The sequence below is a fragment of the uncultured Collinsella sp. genome, assembly GCF_959026545.1.
Taxonomy (GTDB): Bacteria; Actinomycetota; Coriobacteriia; order Coriobacteriales; family Coriobacteriaceae; genus Collinsella.
The window spans coordinates 86,337-101,934 of record NZ_CAUFLV010000006.1 but is presented as its reverse complement, the minus strand read 5'-3'; the positions used below and the strand labels follow the sequence as shown (position 1 = coordinate 101,934).

The window sequence follows — 15,598 nt, the reverse complement described above, 5'->3', positions numbered from 1 at the left end:
GTATTGGTTCCTACTGTAAGGATTATTGGTATGTGGGACTGGATTGTTCAGATTCTCTTCCAGGCGCTTCAGCTCATACAGGGCTTTGCGGGCGACTGGGGTCTTTCCATCATCATCTTGGTGGTGATTATTCGCCTCGCTTTGACGCCCATGATGCTCAAGTCGACCAAATCGACCGCTCGTATGCAGGTGCTGCAGCCTAAGCTCATGGAGATTCAAGAGCGCTACGCGGACGATCCCCAGCGGCAGGCAGAGGAGATGCAGAAGTTCTACTCTGAGAACAAGTTCAACCCCTTTGGCGGGTGCCTGCCCCTGCTCATCCAGATGCCGATCCTGATCGCGTTATTCAACCTCCTGCGCGACCTCGGTCATTACTTCCCCAGTGCTGCTGAGCAGGGCTTCTCCTTTTTCAACATCCTGCCCAACCTCGTCATGTCTCCCTCCCAGGCCTTTGCTGGTGGGTTTGCCGAGGCTCTGCCGTACCTGCTCGCCCTGATCCTGTTCGGTCTGCTGACGTTCATCCCGCAGCTGTACATGACGCGCAACCAGACGGGCGCCCAGGCGCAGAGCACCAAGATGATGATGGTCGTCATGACCGTTATGATGCTCTTCATGGGCTGGGGTCTTCCCGCCGGCGTCCTGTTGTACTATGACGTTTCCTCCGCATGGCAGGTCATCCAGCAGATCTTCGTCACCCAGAAGGTCATCGAGAAGGCTAAGGCCGAGGAGGAGGAGCGCATGGTGAACGCTCCCATCGAGGTCGATGTGGTTCGTCGCGAGCACAGGAAGCGCCCCCATAAAAGCCGCTAATGTCGCTAGCTCACGTAGCGGATTGTAATCTTATTTAGGTACCAAACTATGGAGAAGATCATGGCTGACGAACTTGTTGAAGAGATTATCGACGAGGCTGTAGAGTCTGCTGATGAGCAGATTGTCGGCCAGTATCCCGAGATTGCCGTCCATTATAAAGAAGGCGTCGCCTTAACTGATGAAGAGCTCGACACCATTGCCGATGTCGCCATTTCCGTGGTGCGCTCCATCCTTTCTCATTTCGATGCGGAAGGGTCTTCCATTGACGAGTACGAAGGTGATGAGGGTGAGCTCATTCTGGATATTACTGCCCCCGACTTAGCTGTCCTGATTGGCCGCCATGGTCGCACGCTTGAATCTCTTCAGACGCTTGTCTCCCTGCTTGTGAGTCGTAAGCTTGGATTCCGTTATCCGGTGTCTATTGACGTTGAGGGTTACAAGAGTCGACGCCACGACAAGGTTGTGAGCATGGCAAAGAACGCTGTCTCTCGTGCTGTTTCTCAGGGTCGTTCGGTTAACCTTCCTCCTATGTCGGCATATGAACGCCGTCTTGTTCACATCGCTCTTCGTGAAGACGATCGCATTGATACTCACTCCGAAGGTGTGGAACCTGAGCGTCGCGTGGTCATTACGCTTCGATAAGCTTCAAGGTATTTGCTTGCGAAAGGGCACCTTCGGGTGCCCTTTTCTTATGACTGAACTTCTTGATACACTAACCTCAGTCATTTTGATTGGATGGTGTCTATGTCGCAAGAGACGTCTCGCAGGATTCAACTACATGCACTCGGTGAATCCGAGGAGCAAATTTCAAACCTCGTAAATGAGCTTATCTCCTACTGTTTAGAGCTTGATATTGAGGTCAGTAGGGACGAAGCGGAAATGTGTATCAAGCATCTACTCATGGTCAATCAGGTCAATGAGTATATGAATCTCACAAGGATTCAAGATATTCACGATGCCTTGATTCTGCATATCGTCGATTCCCTTGCCCTTACCAGGGATCTGCCCATTGAACCGGAAAGATTCTTGGATATTGGTACCGGCGCCGGCTTCCCTGGTATTCCGTTCTGTGTTTACACCGGCTGTGATGGTGTGTTACTCGACTCGGTTGGCAAGAAGGTTCAAGCCGTTCAGGCATTTATAGAGGAACTTGGATTAGAAGGTGTCGAGGCTGTTCACGATCGCTGCGAATCATATGCTACCGCGCATCACCACGCTTTCGATATCGTCCTTGCGCGCGCAGTTGGACAGATGAATCTCATTGTTGAATATGCCACTCCATTTCTTGAAGAAGATGGCTATTTGATTGTTGCAAAGGCAAACCCCTCCAAAGATGAATGTCATATTGCAGATCAAACAGCTTCGATATGTGGATTGGAACTCATTGGTTCCGATGAGTTCGAGTTGCCTCGTGGGTTGGGTCATCGCACAGTGTTTCTTTACCAGAAAGTCTCGAATCCAAAGATTCATCTCCCTCGACCTGTTGGTCTTGCTAAGAAACAGCCCTTGGTTTCTTAGTCTCTTTTCCAATTCATGTCTGTTTTATTGTAACCACCTCATGTTTGGGGGTGGTTATTTCTTTATTCGTCTTGTCTTTTACGTTATGCGTTTCTAGTTTTGAGTTATGTTCGAAGTGTTGGTTATTGTGTTTTCCAACTGAACCAATCTAAATAGATCATCCATTCATGTCGAGAATGCTATTAAAAGAAGAAACAGGTATTGAAGGGTAACACAATCGCGTTTACCCTCAGTCTCCCGATCTTGTTTCACGTGAAACTGTGATTCATCTGGCTTGATGTAATGCAGATGATTGTTAAATTTCTAGCTAGTTCATGGCTGTTTGTTTCTTAAGAGATCTAATCCTCTGGCAACTAAGCATATAAGTACTATGTTCAAAACAATCACGAAGCATCGGTATTCAGTGCGCAAATAGTGTTCGCTCAATTGGAATGGAAATTTCATTATTGATATCCCAATGTGAAGCCATAAGCAGCTTGAATTGACGGCATAGGTGAATTTAAAAACAAGATATCTCTTACTAGCTGTTTCACGTGAAACATATTAAGATTGTTAATGAGTTATATCGTTGGGACAAAAGGACGTTGTTGTGTCCGCAATGTTTCACGTGAAACTTGATCCCTATGGGAGTAATGCAGCATACATATTGAAGATCCAGGAGGGAATGTGGGATTTCGCGACGTTAAGCGCTCGAAAAGTGCTAAGCCATTGCACACAATTGCAATAATCAATCAAAAAGGTGGCGTCGGAAAATCGACAACAACGGTAAATCTTGCAGCAGCATTAGGAAAGCAGGGACGTAAGGTTCTGATTGTCGACTTTGATCCACAAGGTAACAGTACGAGCGGAATCGGAGTCGATAAAGAGGAACTTTCGCAATGCATCTACGATGCGCTCCTGCATGATGTTCCCGCAGAACAACTCATTCACGATACGGTTAGTGAACGGGTATTCATCATTCCGGCAACTATTCAACTTGCCGGTGCCGAAATTGAGCTCGTTTCTGCTATGGCCAGAGAGACACGTCTGAAAGATCTTCTGGATCCCGTTAAAGAGGAATTCGATTTTATCCTCATAGATTGTCCACCCTCACTTGGCTTGTTAACGATTAATGCACTTGCTGCCGCAGACAGTGTACTCATTCCGATTCAATGCGAGTATTACGCACTTGAAGGCGTAACGAAACTCTTGGAGTCGATGCGTATGGTTAAAGGTCGCATTAATAAAGACCTTGATACCTATGGTGTGCTAATGACCATGTATGACTCGCGAACTTCTTTGTCGAATCAGGTCGTTGAGGAAGTACAGAACTATTTTGGAGATACCGCCTTCAAAACCTGCATTCCTCGTTCTGTAAAGGTGTCTGAGGCTCCTTCGTACGGTATGCCTGTGATTGAGTACGCGCCACATAACAAGGGCGCAATTGCCTATATGGATCTGGCTAAAGAGGTGATTCGTCGTGCCTAGTCCAAAGAAAAAGCCCGCGCTCGGACGTGGTCTGGGTTCTCTTATGGGGGAAGCTCAGTCTGAGACTGGATTTGCAGCCCCTGAGACGGAGATGCCGTTGGAGCAGATCGTTCCAAACCCCAATCAGCCACGAACTCATTTCAATGAATCTGAACTCGAGGAGTTGAGTGAGTCAATTCGCGAGAATGGTGTCCTGCAACCGCTCCTCGTGCGAAAGAATGGCTCTAAATATGAGATTATTGCCGGTGAACGTCGGTATCAGGCCTCGAAGATAGCGGGACTCGAAAAAGTTCCGGTTATTGTTAGGGACGTTGACGATCAGAAGATGCTCGAACTTGCGTTGATCGAAAATCTTCAGAGATCCGATCTTAACCCCATAGAAGAGGCAAAGGGTTACAAGCGGCTCATCAAGGCGAGTGGAATGACACAGGAGGCTCTCTCGAAAGCTGTCTCTAAGTCTCGTTCAGCGATAACGAATTCACTTCGTCTCCTTGACCTTCCAGAGTCGGTCCAGCAGATGATGTACGAGGGTAAGCTGACTGCTGGTCATGCGCGCGCCATTCTTGCTGTTCCCTTTGAGGATGCAAGGATTAAGCTTGCTGAAAAAGTTATTGCTGAAGGTTTGTCAGTTCGTGCGACTGAAAACCTTGCTCCGTTATTTTCAGTCGGAGATTCGCCGCGTGCACCTCGTCCGGTCACACCGCAGTCGTATAAAAAGGCAGCGCGTGTGCTGCGGCAGATCTTCAATACCAATGTTAAGGTGCGCGCGACACGGGGTAAGAATAAGATTGAAATCGAGTTCAAGGATGAGGATGACCTGCAACGCATCCTTGAATCTATGGTCGATGTAAATAATGATTGAGGTAAACGATGAGCAGGGCATCTGAGATTGCTTTAACTTCGTTGGCAGTGGGGCTTGGAGCTGTTGCTGGATTCATTGTTGTGACGCGGCCCGAGTCCATCGAACGAATGAAAAATGGTGTGACCGATATCTTCTCAACTTCGAAAAAGAAGGTAGACGAGATGTCGGAAGAAGTTGCTCTGCGAACAGCACGGTTGACCAAGAATCCTCAAGTCAATCAGGACTGGGTGGAAAGACAGTGGGAGTCAATAGGTTATTAGGTACCTAACAATAAGTAGGTGTGAATACTCGGGAAGACACCTCAATGCTTTTGATCCACCCAATGCTAAGCATTAGCCTCAGGCTTTGAATAACACCTCCTTCATGTGGGTTGATGAGAGAGATATAAACATAGGGGTCGCGAACACAATTCGCGACCCCTACTTCGTTTCATGTGAAACACATCACCCGTGGATTGATGGTCTCCCCTGGGTGGTGCCTCCTGTTCGCCCCATAGGAAGCGCTCTTGGACAGTTCTCCCGGCTGGTCCCTTGAGTAACTACCTGGACGACGTCTCCTTGGCAGTGTCCCCTACTGAACGCGGAAGCGGCGCTGCTTGAGCTGGCCGCACGCGGCATCGATATCGCTGCCGCGAGAATTTCGAATAGTCGTCTCGACGCCGTGCATGGTTAAGCGGCGCTGCAGCGTTTCGACCTTCTCGATGGGAGAAGGACGGAACGGACTGTCGGGAATGTTGTTGAGCTGAATGAGATTGACGTGGCAGAGCGTCCCGGCGCAGAAGTCGATCAAAGCCTGCATCTCGGGATTGGTGTCGTTGATGCCGTCGATCATGGCAAACTCGTACGTTGGGCGGCGGCCGGTCTTCTCAACATAGAGCTGGATGGCCTCGTGGAGCCGGGGAAGCGTGTACTTCTTCACGCCAGGCATGAGCTGGTTGCGTGTTCCCTGGACGGCCGAGTGCAGAGAAATCGCAAGCGTAAACTGTTCGGGAAGCTCAGCGAATCTGCGAATGCCGGGGATAACGCCACAGGTGGAGACGGTGAGATGGCGCGCTCCGATGGCGAGTCCATCGGGATCGTTGAGCGCTCGCAACGCGTCGATCGTAGCGTCGAAGTTAGCGAAGGGCTCACCTTGACCCATGAAGACAACGCTCGTAACGCGCTCGCCGAAGTCACGGGAGACATGGAGCACCTGATCGACCATTTCTTGAGCCGTCAAAGAACGGGAAAGGCCGGCAAGGCCGGTCGCACAAAAGGCGCATCCCATGGCGCAGCCCGCCTGAGAAGAAATGCAGACGGCCAGCTTGTTTCGATTAGGCATGCCAACGGTCTCGACGGAGACGCCATCGGCAAATTGCAGGAGGTACTTGCGAGAGCCATCCTTGGAGACCTGTTTAACAAGCTCAACCGGTACATTGAAGGAAAAGCGCTCTGATAGCTTCTCACGCATTGCCACAGGGAGATTGGTCATCTCATCAAACGAACATACGTTCTTCTCGTGAATCCATTCGTTCAATTGCTTGGCGCGAAAAGCAGGTTGACCGAGTTCTTTGACCAAATTCTGCAGTTCCTCTAAATCGAGGAGACGTATATCGCGTGCACGATCGGTGCGTTCCATTTGTCGCCTTTCGGGTGGTGAGATGCTCGTGCGTCTCAAGGGCATATATACCTATACAATAGGGTATTGTTGGGCATTTGCGATGCAGATGCGCAGCTATTGCGTGAAATGGACACCGCTCCCTCGCCATAACGGGCTTTGAGGGGGATTCGAGCCTGAAAGGTGACATCATGAGCGACAAGACGCGCCAGGACATGAAGATTGCAGTCCTTGCGGGAGGAATCTCGGATGAGCGCGAGATTTCCCTCGCTTCGGGTGCTCATGTCGTACAGGGGCTCGAGGAGGCGGGTTATGGAGCGGTGGAGCTGGTTGATCCCGCCGACCCGTCGTTTCTCAACACCATGTCCACGGGGTCGTTCGATGTGGCGTTTATCGCCCTCCATGGCCGCGGTGGCGAGGATGGCATGACCCAGCACGTGCTGGAATTCATGGGCATCCCTTATACGGCTTCGTCTCCCCTTGCGAGCGGCATCGCCATGGACAAGGACCTTTCCAAGCTGCTCTATCGCCGCGCCGGCCTGCCCGTCGCGCCGAGTGTGACGTTCGGCCGCGCCGATATGCCTTCGATAGAGGAGATCATCGAGGTTGTGGGGCCTCAGAGCTTCGTAAAGCCGGTGGTGAACGGCTCGAGCTACGGTATTTCCCTGGTGAAGGACCCCTCGGAGCTCGCCGCTGCTATTGAGTTCGCATTCGAGCACGGTGAGAAGGTCATGGTGGAGCGTCGGGTCTTTGGTACCGAGTGTTCAGTTGCCGCCGTTGGCGATGGCGACACCCTTCGCGCTCTGCCCGTGGTGGAGATCCTCATGCCCAAGCAGTCGGAGTTTTACGACCTCGAGGTGAAGTACGCCGACCCCGCCGAAATCCATCGGATTCCAGCCCAGCTGCCTGAGGATGTCTACGCACAGGTGCAGGATATCGCCTGTCGCGCGCATGAGGCGTTGGGTCTGTACGGTATCTCGCGTACAGACGTAATTGTCACGGAGGAAGGCCCCGTCATCCTCGAGACTAACAACATTCCCGGCATGACGCCTGAGTCTCTCGTGCCTGATGAGGCACGCCACGCCGGTATCGCGTTTAGCGATCTGTGTGTCGAACTGGTCGATCTGGCCCTCGAGCGAGCCGGTCGATGAGCGCCTCCGCCGCGGCATCACCGCTCGCGATGGCTGCGGCGGTGCTTCCGGGCACTCCGCAGCAGGTTATTGACGCATACGCAACGCTCGCCGCCCGTGCCGAGACTCGTTCGTTTGGCCTGATAGAAGATGACGTGGTGGTGCTCGATACCGAGACCACGGGGCTATCCCATCGTGAGAACGAGCTGATTGAGATCGCCGCCGCCCGTTTGCGCGGTCGCGAGATCGTCGATCGCTTTGATACGTTCGTCAAGCCCTCGGCGCTTATACCGGCCGAGATTACGGAGCTTACGAGTATCACGAATGCCGGTGTTGCTCACGCCCCTTCCGCCGAAGGGGCGGTTGCCGCTCTTGCGGAGTTCGTGGGTGGCGCGCCGGTGATTGCCCATAACGCAGCCTTCGACCGAGGGTTCATAGAGGCCGTGAGTGGCGGCTCGGAAGTGTCGGACATCTGGATTGATTCGCTCGCCCTCTCGCGCATTGCATTGCCGCGTTTGAGTTCACATAAGCTCGCGTCCATGGCCGAGCTGTTTGGGTGTGCGAGCGTGTCTCATCGTGCGAATGCCGATGTCGAGGCGCTGTGCGGTGTCTGGCGCATCCTGCTTTGCGGGCTTGATGACCTGCCGCTCGGCCTCATGCGCCGTTTGGCGGATATGCACCCCGATGTACCGTGGAGCTACCGGCCGATCTTTAGCTTCTTGGCCGGCAGCCATCCCGAAGCAGTGTTTTCGCTGGTAAGTGCCAGACATGACATTTTGGCCGCCGATTCTTCGTCTGCGGCGGGATCCTCTGCGCGTATCGATGCTGATGAGCTTCCAGGCCTTAATTTGCCCTCGCGCGAAGAGGTCGAAGCGTGCTTTGAGCCAGACGGGCTCGTCAACCGCATGTACCCTGGTTACGAACCGCGCATGGAGCAGGTGCAGATGGCGGCCGAGGTGCGCGATGCCCTGGCGACTTCTTCGCATCGCGTGATCGAAGCTGGTACCGGTGTGGGCAAGTCAATCGCCTATCTCGTGCCCTTCGCTCAGGCGGCAAAACGCAACAACATCACGGTTGGCATCGCCACGAAGTCGAATAATCTGGCGGATCAACTGATGTATCACGAGCTGCCCCGTCTGGCCCGTGAAATCGAGGGCGGTCTGACGTATTGTGCCCTCAAGGGCTATGACCACTACCCCTGCCTGCGAAAACTTGAGCGCTTGGCGCGCGCCAGCGAGGTCCACACCACGCGCGACCCAGCAGACACGCTCACCGCCATCGCCGTTATCTACGCCTACGCCTGCCAATCGCCCGCTGGCGATCTCGATGGATTGGGCATTCGCTGGAGGAGTGTGCGAAAGGCCGATCTCACCACCTCCTCACGCGAATGCGCTCGGCGGCTGTGCCCCTTTTACCCCGACAAATGTATGGTCCACGGGTCTCGCCGCCGCGCCGCCCGCGCGGATGTGGTGGTAACCAACCATTCGCTGCTCTTCCGCAATGTCGCGGCGGACGGAAAGATCCTGCCGCCTATTCGTCATTGGGTGGTTGACGAGGCCCATTCGATCGAAGGTGAGGCTCGCAGGCAGTGGGCGGTCACGGTCTCCGCGGACGAGAGCCGATCGATTTTTGAGCGGTTGGGCGGTGCGCGCATCGGTTCGCTGGGGAGGATCACCCGAGACCTCGCAGCTTCTGACGCCGCCACGCTGTTCATGGGTTTGACCGCCAAGGCGACCTCGAGCACGCAACGTGCATCCCTGGCCATGGCCGATCTTTTCGATGCCGTGCGCGATCTCGCGCGATCTGCCCGCTCGGATAGCGGATACGATACCGCCAACATGTGGATTGGCCGCGAGGTGCGGGAAAGTGCCGCATGGGGTGTGTTCGCCGAGGTCGCGAATACGGCCATCGACGCACTCGATGAGGCATCAAAGAACCTCGCCTCACTCGTTGAGACTGTGGCGGAGGAAAAGCCGGAGCTTGTCGCAGACGTCGCAGATGGGCAACGCCGTCTCAAGGAGCTGCACGACGGACTCAAGCTTGTGGTGGAAGGCACCAACGACCGTTATGTCTACTCGTGCCAGGTCAACCGCCGCATCAAGGCGGGTGGGGAGAGCCTAAGCGCCGAGCGCCTTGATATTGGCGAGGCTCTCGCTGAAAATTGGCTGCCCGAGATGCACACGGCGATATTCGCCTCGGCGACCATGACAGTTTCGGGCAGTTTTGATCATTTCACCCATGCCGTGGGGTTGGATCGCTTGGGACGTGAGTCCTTCCAGACTCTACACCTCGATTCGAGCTACGATTTCGAGCGAAATATGGCAGTGGTAGTTGCGGGCGATATCCCCGATCCGCGTAATCGGGCGGCATACCTCGATGCCTTGGAAAACCTGCTGGTAGACGTACATGTGGCAATGGGGGGCTCAACGCTCACTCTCTTTACGAATAGGCGTGACATGGAGGAGCTGTTCGACCGCGTGTCTCCCCGCCTGTCAAAGGGGGGCCTCGCTCTCGATTGCCAGAAGAAGAACACGTCCGCCAAGATCCTGCGCGATCGATTCCTCTCCGACGAGACGAGTTCCCTGTTTGCTCTCAAGGCGTTTTGGGAGGGTTTTGACGCCGCCGGTGACACCCTGCGCTGCGTGGTGATTCCCAAGTTGCCGTTCTCGAGCCCGACGGACCCGCTCTCGTGCGAACGCGGTGTGCGCGAGGATCGCGCATGGGCCCGCTACTCGCTGCCCGAGGCGGTGTTGGAGGTCAAACAGGCCGCTGGCAGACTGATTCGCACGTCGACCGACGCCGGCGTTTTGGTGTTGGCGGATTCGCGTTTGGTGACCAAGGGGTATGGCAAGAAGTTCCTCTCGTCTCTGCCCGCCGCGTACCAGCGTATCGAAAGCTCACAGGTGGGTCGCTATCTTGAGCTTTGGCGTGCCAGCCACCGGTAGTTTGGTCGCCGCGCCCCGTGTCTATCGTGCGTAGGTGATGAGAGCAGCTCTGAGCTCATCCGGCGCCTTGATGATGAGCTCTCCACCGGCAGCGAGCACCTGGTCGAAGAGCCATGGCGTTGAGGTATAACTCACGTTCGCCTCGACCGTGCCATCGTCGTTGCGCTTCGCGCTATCGCGGTCGATACCCGCCCATGTGGACGCGTCGAATGCCTCCTGGGTGCTCCACCGCATCTTGGCGGTGTTTCCATGCTTTTGCAGGCTTTCCGCGGCGGAGAGGCGGACAAAGGGATGGTCGATTACGGAATCCTCGGTCAACTCGACTGAATCGATGCGATCGAGCCGGTAGCTGCGCTGCCCACCCTTCACGACATTCCACGCCACGAGGTATGCGGCATCACCCGCGACCTCGATGTACCCGGGGTCGATGATTCGTTCGCACGGGGCATCTTCGGATGCGGCGCGATACTTCATGCGCAGACGCACCCCATAGGCGATTGCCTCGGCGACGGCGGGATAGAATCCGCCGAAGAGGGCATCGCCGGAGAGGAGGCGCTTGCCTGTGGCCTCATGCGTGATGGGGGCGAGTGCCGCCGCGATTCGTTCCCGCACGCGGTTGTCGAGGTTGCAGCGTTCAAGCGCCTGGTTGAGCGCAAGTGCCTCGGGAGCGGTGAGGCGAACGGGTTCTATTGCTCCGGCGTTGCCCATGAGGGAGACGCGATCTTCGTCCCGCACGATGGCGATGCGCGCACCCGTGCGTTCGTCGGCGATTGACTGGAGCAGTTCAAAAACGCGCTCGAACTGGGATGAACTGATGCCGAACTTGCGGCAAAAATCCGTGACGCGTATATGGCCTCCTGTCGATGCGGTGAGGGAAGTGAGAAGAATTAAGCACAGATTCGTCATCTCGTCCCTACCCAGGGGCTTATCATTGCTGTTCATGCGCCATTACCGCCTTTTGTTTTATAAGGTTCACGCAGTCGACGAGCACCTTGGGTCCACGAACGGAAAGGCCGATATGAGCGTGCTCGAGGGCAAATCGCGCTGCGGCATCAACGTCCCGTACGTCGACGGACCATTGCGTCGACCCGTCCTCCTCATCGCGTGTCTCTCCCCTGCCTTTGGTGATGAGTTCGATCTCGTGAGCGCCCACGCCGGGCGAAAAGGAGAATTCCGCCAAGACGGGGTTGCATGCGGAGAAGTCAAAGGGGAGGAATTGAGAGCCGGTGATGTCGAACTCGGAGGGAATCGCGTAGGGCCTGCTCGATTCCGGTGAGCTTTTCGCGGAGACAACGCGGTCGGTTCTAAAGGTGCGCAGCCCGTTTGCCCCATGGTCGCGTCCGACAAGATATACGTAGCTCCCCCGTTCAAAAGATCCGTAGAGGTCGACGGTGTGGATGTTCTCGTTTCCGCGTGCATCGCGATAGGTAAACGACGCCGGCCTTCTGCGCGAAAAAGCGTTCCACAAGTTGGTGAGATCGCGCTTGATGTTCAGCGGCTGCGTGCTGGAGCCCTCCGGGGAGATGCCCGCGGTTTCACACAGTTTGGTGCGGGCCATTTGGAGGGGCCAACGCGCTGGATCATCGGCGTGAAGTGCAAATATCTGGTCGATTGCCGCAACTGCCTCCTCCGCATCGTACGGCGAGAGCGCGGCAGTGTCGGCATGCGTGGAAGTTCGGTCTATCTCCCAGCTCCGCTGCTCGTTTTTGGCGTTGTGGGAGTCGGACGCCTCTCGAATATGGACGCCGAGAGAGGCCAAAGATTCGCGATCGCGGGCAAACGCCTTGATGCGCGATTCGCGAGATGGACTGGTGTAGCCGATCTCGGGGTCGTTGATGATGTGCTCAGTGGTGAGGGGTTCTTGTGCCACGCTGAGGGAGAACATGAGGTTGAGCATGCGCCGCGCGATGTCTTCGGACTTCGTCCACGCACGCGGTTTCACCTCGTCATGTGCGGCATTCGAAGTTCCGTTCTGCATGCGCACCCTCCCGTTTCCCACTTGGTCAACACCTGCTCGTTGGTTACCTCATTCTAGTGTAAGGAGGTGGGGTGTTCTGCTCATGTTCGCCGTGTGTTAATGGGGAATTGCGACTGCAGGAACCATATTGAGGGGTTGAAATTCTGCAGGTAAAGCATAAGTAAGGGTATACTTGCGACTATACATGCGCATCGTGAATTCGATGCGTTTGCACATAAGCGAGTTCGATGTGGAGCCCACATGGCGAATACGAAACAATACCTGAGCCACCTACTGCAGAACACGGGTATCACTCCGGCGTGTAGTGAAGAGGAGCGCGAGGCGGCCAACGTCATCGCGAAGATCTTTGCCGATCACGGATTCACGCCCGAGATGCAAGAGTTCAGCGCGAGTGGCATGACCAAGGTTGCCCAGGCCATCTTGGGTATCGTCGCTTTCGTCGGTGCCGTGCTTTGCGGCATTGGAGGGGCCCTTGGCGTGGTCGGCCTGCTTTTGGCCCTCGCCGCCGCCGTTGTCTACGTGCTCGAGCGCACGGGTCGCCCCGTGATCTCCGGTTTGGGCTCTGGTGGTTTGAGCCAGAATGTCATCGCCTACCATCGTGCTTCCGGCCCGCTCGCCTCGCCCCGCAACCGCCCTGTCGTGGTGGTCGCCCATTACGATTCGCCGCGTGAGGACCTGCTTGCCCGTGAGCCGTTCGCGGCGTACAAGCCCCTCATCGTCAAGTTGCTGCCCTTTGCGATGGTCGCGCCCGCGGTTCTCGCGTTCATTCGCCTGTTCCCCGTTCCGGGTGCCGCCAAAGCGGTGCTTTGGGTTCTCGCCATTCTTGCTGCTTTGGTTCCGCTGGCGAACGGCGTTGCGATTATTGCCAATCGTTTCGTGTTGCCGTATACCACGGGTGCCGTGTCGAACAAGTCTTCCGTTGCCGCGATGCTCGGCGTGATGGATGCCGTTTCGCCGTACGAGCTTGGTGAGGAATTCCCGCATGATACGCCGGCGGACGAGTATTTCGCCGAGCAGCAGCGCATCCTCGAAGACGCGATCGCCGCGGCAGAGGCGGCTGCTGCCGCTGAGGCGGAGGCTGCCATGGCTTACCCCCACGAGGTTGAGGGGCAAGACGAGCAGAATGGCGAGGCGGACGAGGTTACCGAGACCGCCGAGGTTGGTAAGGTTGTCGAGCAGGTTCCCGAGGTGCCTGTGGTGCTCGAGCCCGTCGACGTGCTCGGCGCGACGGCTACCGATCTTCCTGCTGTTGATCTTGGGTCGACGGTGACCATGAATGTCGAGAACGATGTCGCTCCCGCGGAGGATGAGGTCGAGGAGCAGCTCGACGCCGATGCCACGGTCGCCACCATGCCCGCTATTGATAGCGCGCCTGTTGTCGAAGAGGACCTGGAGAGCGAGGAAGAAGATCTCGGTGCCGGGACGCAGTCCGAGCTTGATTTGGATGCCGCCGCCCCCGAGCCCAAGCTTCCCTTCTACTTGAACAGCGCGGGCAACGTTCGTTTTGGCGCTGACGTGATTCGCGGTTTGGGTATGCTTCCCGAGAGCTGCGTCGTGCTGTACGAACCGGGTGATGAGCCCGAGCCCGAGACCCCAACCGCGTTTGAGGTTGAGCATGAGGAGGAGGCTCCCGCCGCCGACGCGTATGACGCATACGACACCTACGACGAGGATGTTGAGCTCGAGCAGGATTATTCCGAAGAGGACACTAACGATGAGAGCGAGCTCGCCGAGGCCTACGATGAGGCTGAGGATGAGGACGGATTTGAAGAAGCGTTCGCCCCTCAGGAAGAGGTCGAGGAAGAAGACGACTTCGACGTCGTGATGGAAGCTGAGTATGAGGTCATCGAGGACGAGGCTGAGGACGAAGCTGCTGAGGAGACGGCCATGGCGGCGAGCGACGAGACTCCTTCTGAGGATGGGAACGCCGCCGTTGACGCTGCTGCAGAGGAGGCCCCTGCGGGGCAGCCCGTTGAGGAAGAGCATCACGTGGAGGAGGATCACGAGGATCAGGACGCAGCTGGCGCTACTGAGGTGTTCGCGATGCCCTCTGCCACGCCTCGCGGAGAAGCCGACATGTCCGGCACGATTGCCATGCCCGTCCAGCCCTCCGTCCAGCCTGTGGAGACGGTTGACTCCCTCATGGCCCAGATAGACTCTGCGGTGCCGGCACGCCCCAAGCGCACCATCAACGTGCCGAGCACGGCGGACGCCCCTGTGCCCCGGGTACCCCAGACGGCGAACCGCGCCTCCTTGTTCGATTTACCTGATCCTTCCGCCGCCCCGGCCGATCCGTTTGGCGTTCAGGGTGTCCCAAATGTTCCGAACCAAAGCGGGACCGCTGATGTCGCCTCCGAGGCCCGCAGTGCCTTTACGGTCATCAGTTCTCCCGAGCCCGTTGCAGCTCCTGAGCAGTCGTTTGAGACCATCAGCGCCCCGGCGCCCGCTCAAGAGAAGCCGCACCGTGGAATCGGCCGCCTCTTTGGACGCAAGAGGAAGAACGATGACAGCATGAGTGAGTGGCTTGGTGTCGATGACTCGTTTGATGCCAAGTCCACGGGGAACGACATCGGTTCCTGGGACAACTTCGACGACGGATGGAAGGGCGGCGCCGCTGGCTACGACGGCGCAACCGAGGAGGAGCTGCGCGAGGCCGTTGCCGACATGGGCGATGACGAGCTTTTGGGACACGACATCTGGTTCGTGGCCACGGGCGCATCCGAAAACGGCAACGCCGGCATCCGCGCCTTCCTCGATGCCCATCGTGACAAGCTTCGCGGTGTGTTCCTCATCAACCTCGAGAGCGTGGGTGCGGGTCAGCTCGCCATGCTCGCCACCGAAGGTGAGCAACGCGTCTTCAAGGGTGACAAGCGCATCATGAAGTTGGTCCAGCAGGTGAGCAGCGACTTCCATCGCGAGTGTGCGACGGTCGACATGCCGTACGTGACAACCGATGCCCATGTCGCCATGGGTATGAGCTTGCGCTCCCTGACCATCGGTGGTGTTGAGGGCACCGGCTTCGCCCTCGCCCATACGGAGGAGGATCAGCCGTACAACGTGGATACGGACAACGTTGCCTTCGTGTCCGATGTGGTCACCGAGGTCATCCGCCGCTCGTAAAAGCGGTACACATGCTATAGGGGAGAGACCGTGTTCAGGTACATCAAGGAACATTGGGTTCAGTATTTGATCGGGGCGACCATCGCCGTCTTGCTCGGGTTGGGCTTGTCGTACTATCTGGGAGAGAAATGGTCTACACCTGATAGCGTGCGCGCTCAGCGAGCTGAGGAGA

12 protein-coding genes are annotated in these 15,598 nt (G+C 56.3%); 9 read left to right on the top strand and 3 right to left on the bottom strand.

Annotation, left to right across the window (positions count from 1 at the left end; translation table 11 throughout):
* The first annotated feature begins 30 nt into the window (after positions 1-30).
* From Q5Q88_RS04585 to Q5Q88_RS04560, 6 genes are all read left to right on the top strand, one after another.
* Complete coding sequence (locus tag Q5Q88_RS04585) at positions 31-810, top strand: YidC/Oxa1 family membrane protein insertase (protein ID WP_118654030.1); 780 nt, start codon at positions 31-33, stop codon at positions 808-810.
* A 60-nt stretch (positions 811-870) separates the two neighbouring features.
* Positions 871-1,452, top strand: coding sequence for a R3H domain-containing nucleic acid-binding protein (locus tag Q5Q88_RS04580; protein WP_199588913.1), 582 nt, complete (start codon positions 871-873; stop codon positions 1,450-1,452).
* 102 nt (positions 1,453-1,554) lie between these two features.
* Positions 1,555-2,328 (top strand): 16S rRNA (guanine(527)-N(7))-methyltransferase RsmG, encoded by a 774-nt coding sequence (gene rsmG, locus Q5Q88_RS04575; RefSeq protein ID WP_118654032.1) that lies wholly within the window; start codon positions 1,555-1,557, stop codon positions 2,326-2,328.
* Between the two features lie 666 nt (positions 2,329-2,994).
* Positions 2,995-3,795, top strand: coding sequence for a ParA family protein (locus Q5Q88_RS04570; RefSeq protein ID WP_118654033.1), 801 nt, complete (start codon positions 2,995-2,997; stop codon positions 3,793-3,795).
* A gap of 43 nt (positions 3,796-3,838) precedes the next feature.
* The gene (locus Q5Q88_RS04565; RefSeq protein ID WP_302742049.1) at positions 3,839-4,657 is read left to right on the top strand and encodes a ParB/RepB/Spo0J family partition protein; all 819 of its coding nucleotides are present in this window, start codon (positions 3,839-3,841) and stop codon (positions 4,655-4,657) included.
* 8 nt (positions 4,658-4,665) lie between these two features.
* Complete coding sequence (locus tag Q5Q88_RS04560) at positions 4,666-4,917, top strand: hypothetical protein (protein WP_302742018.1); 252 nt, start codon at positions 4,666-4,668, stop codon at positions 4,915-4,917.
* 310 nt (positions 4,918-5,227) lie between these two features.
* Here Q5Q88_RS04560 and rlmN read toward each other — a convergent pair whose 3' ends face one another.
* Positions 5,228-6,274 carry a 23S rRNA (adenine(2503)-C(2))-methyltransferase RlmN gene (gene rlmN / locus Q5Q88_RS04555; protein ID WP_302742016.1) on the bottom strand — a complete coding sequence of 349 codons (1,047 nt, stop codon included), beginning with the start codon at positions 6,272-6,274 and terminating at the stop codon, positions 5,228-5,230.
* 170 nt (positions 6,275-6,444) lie between these two features.
* On the opposite strand from rlmN, the gene Q5Q88_RS04550 reads away from it, so the two are divergent.
* Both Q5Q88_RS04550 and Q5Q88_RS04545 read left to right on the top strand, forming a co-directional pair.
* On the top strand, positions 6,445-7,404 hold the full coding sequence (locus Q5Q88_RS04550; RefSeq protein WP_294122189.1) for a D-alanine--D-alanine ligase: 960 nt from the start codon (positions 6,445-6,447) through the stop codon (positions 7,402-7,404).
* A complete protein-coding gene (locus Q5Q88_RS04545; RefSeq protein ID WP_302742013.1) occupies positions 7,401-10,328 on the top strand; it encodes a helicase C-terminal domain-containing protein in 2,928 nt (975 codons plus the stop codon). The genes Q5Q88_RS04550 and Q5Q88_RS04545 overlap by 4 nt, the downstream gene beginning before the upstream one ends.
* A gap of 21 nt (positions 10,329-10,349) precedes the next feature.
* Here Q5Q88_RS04545 and Q5Q88_RS04540 read toward each other — a convergent pair whose 3' ends face one another.
* Both Q5Q88_RS04540 and Q5Q88_RS04535 read right to left on the bottom strand, forming a co-directional pair.
* Positions 10,350-11,270, bottom strand: a complete 921-nt coding sequence (locus Q5Q88_RS04540) for a YafY family protein (protein ID WP_302742011.1) — start codon at positions 11,268-11,270, stop codon at positions 10,350-10,352.
* Complete coding sequence (locus tag Q5Q88_RS04535; RefSeq protein ID WP_302742009.1) at positions 11,257-12,306, bottom strand: YafY family protein; 1,050 nt, start codon at positions 12,304-12,306, stop codon at positions 11,257-11,259. Before Q5Q88_RS04535 ends, Q5Q88_RS04540 begins: the two co-directional genes overlap by 14 nt.
* A gap of 240 nt (positions 12,307-12,546) precedes the next feature.
* Between Q5Q88_RS04535 and Q5Q88_RS04530 the strand changes: the two genes are divergently transcribed.
* Positions 12,547-15,426: a M28 family peptidase gene (locus Q5Q88_RS04530; RefSeq protein WP_302742007.1), complete on the top strand. Its 2,880-nt coding sequence runs from the start codon at positions 12,547-12,549 to the stop codon at positions 15,424-15,426.
* Positions 15,427-15,598: the final 172 nt, after the last annotated feature.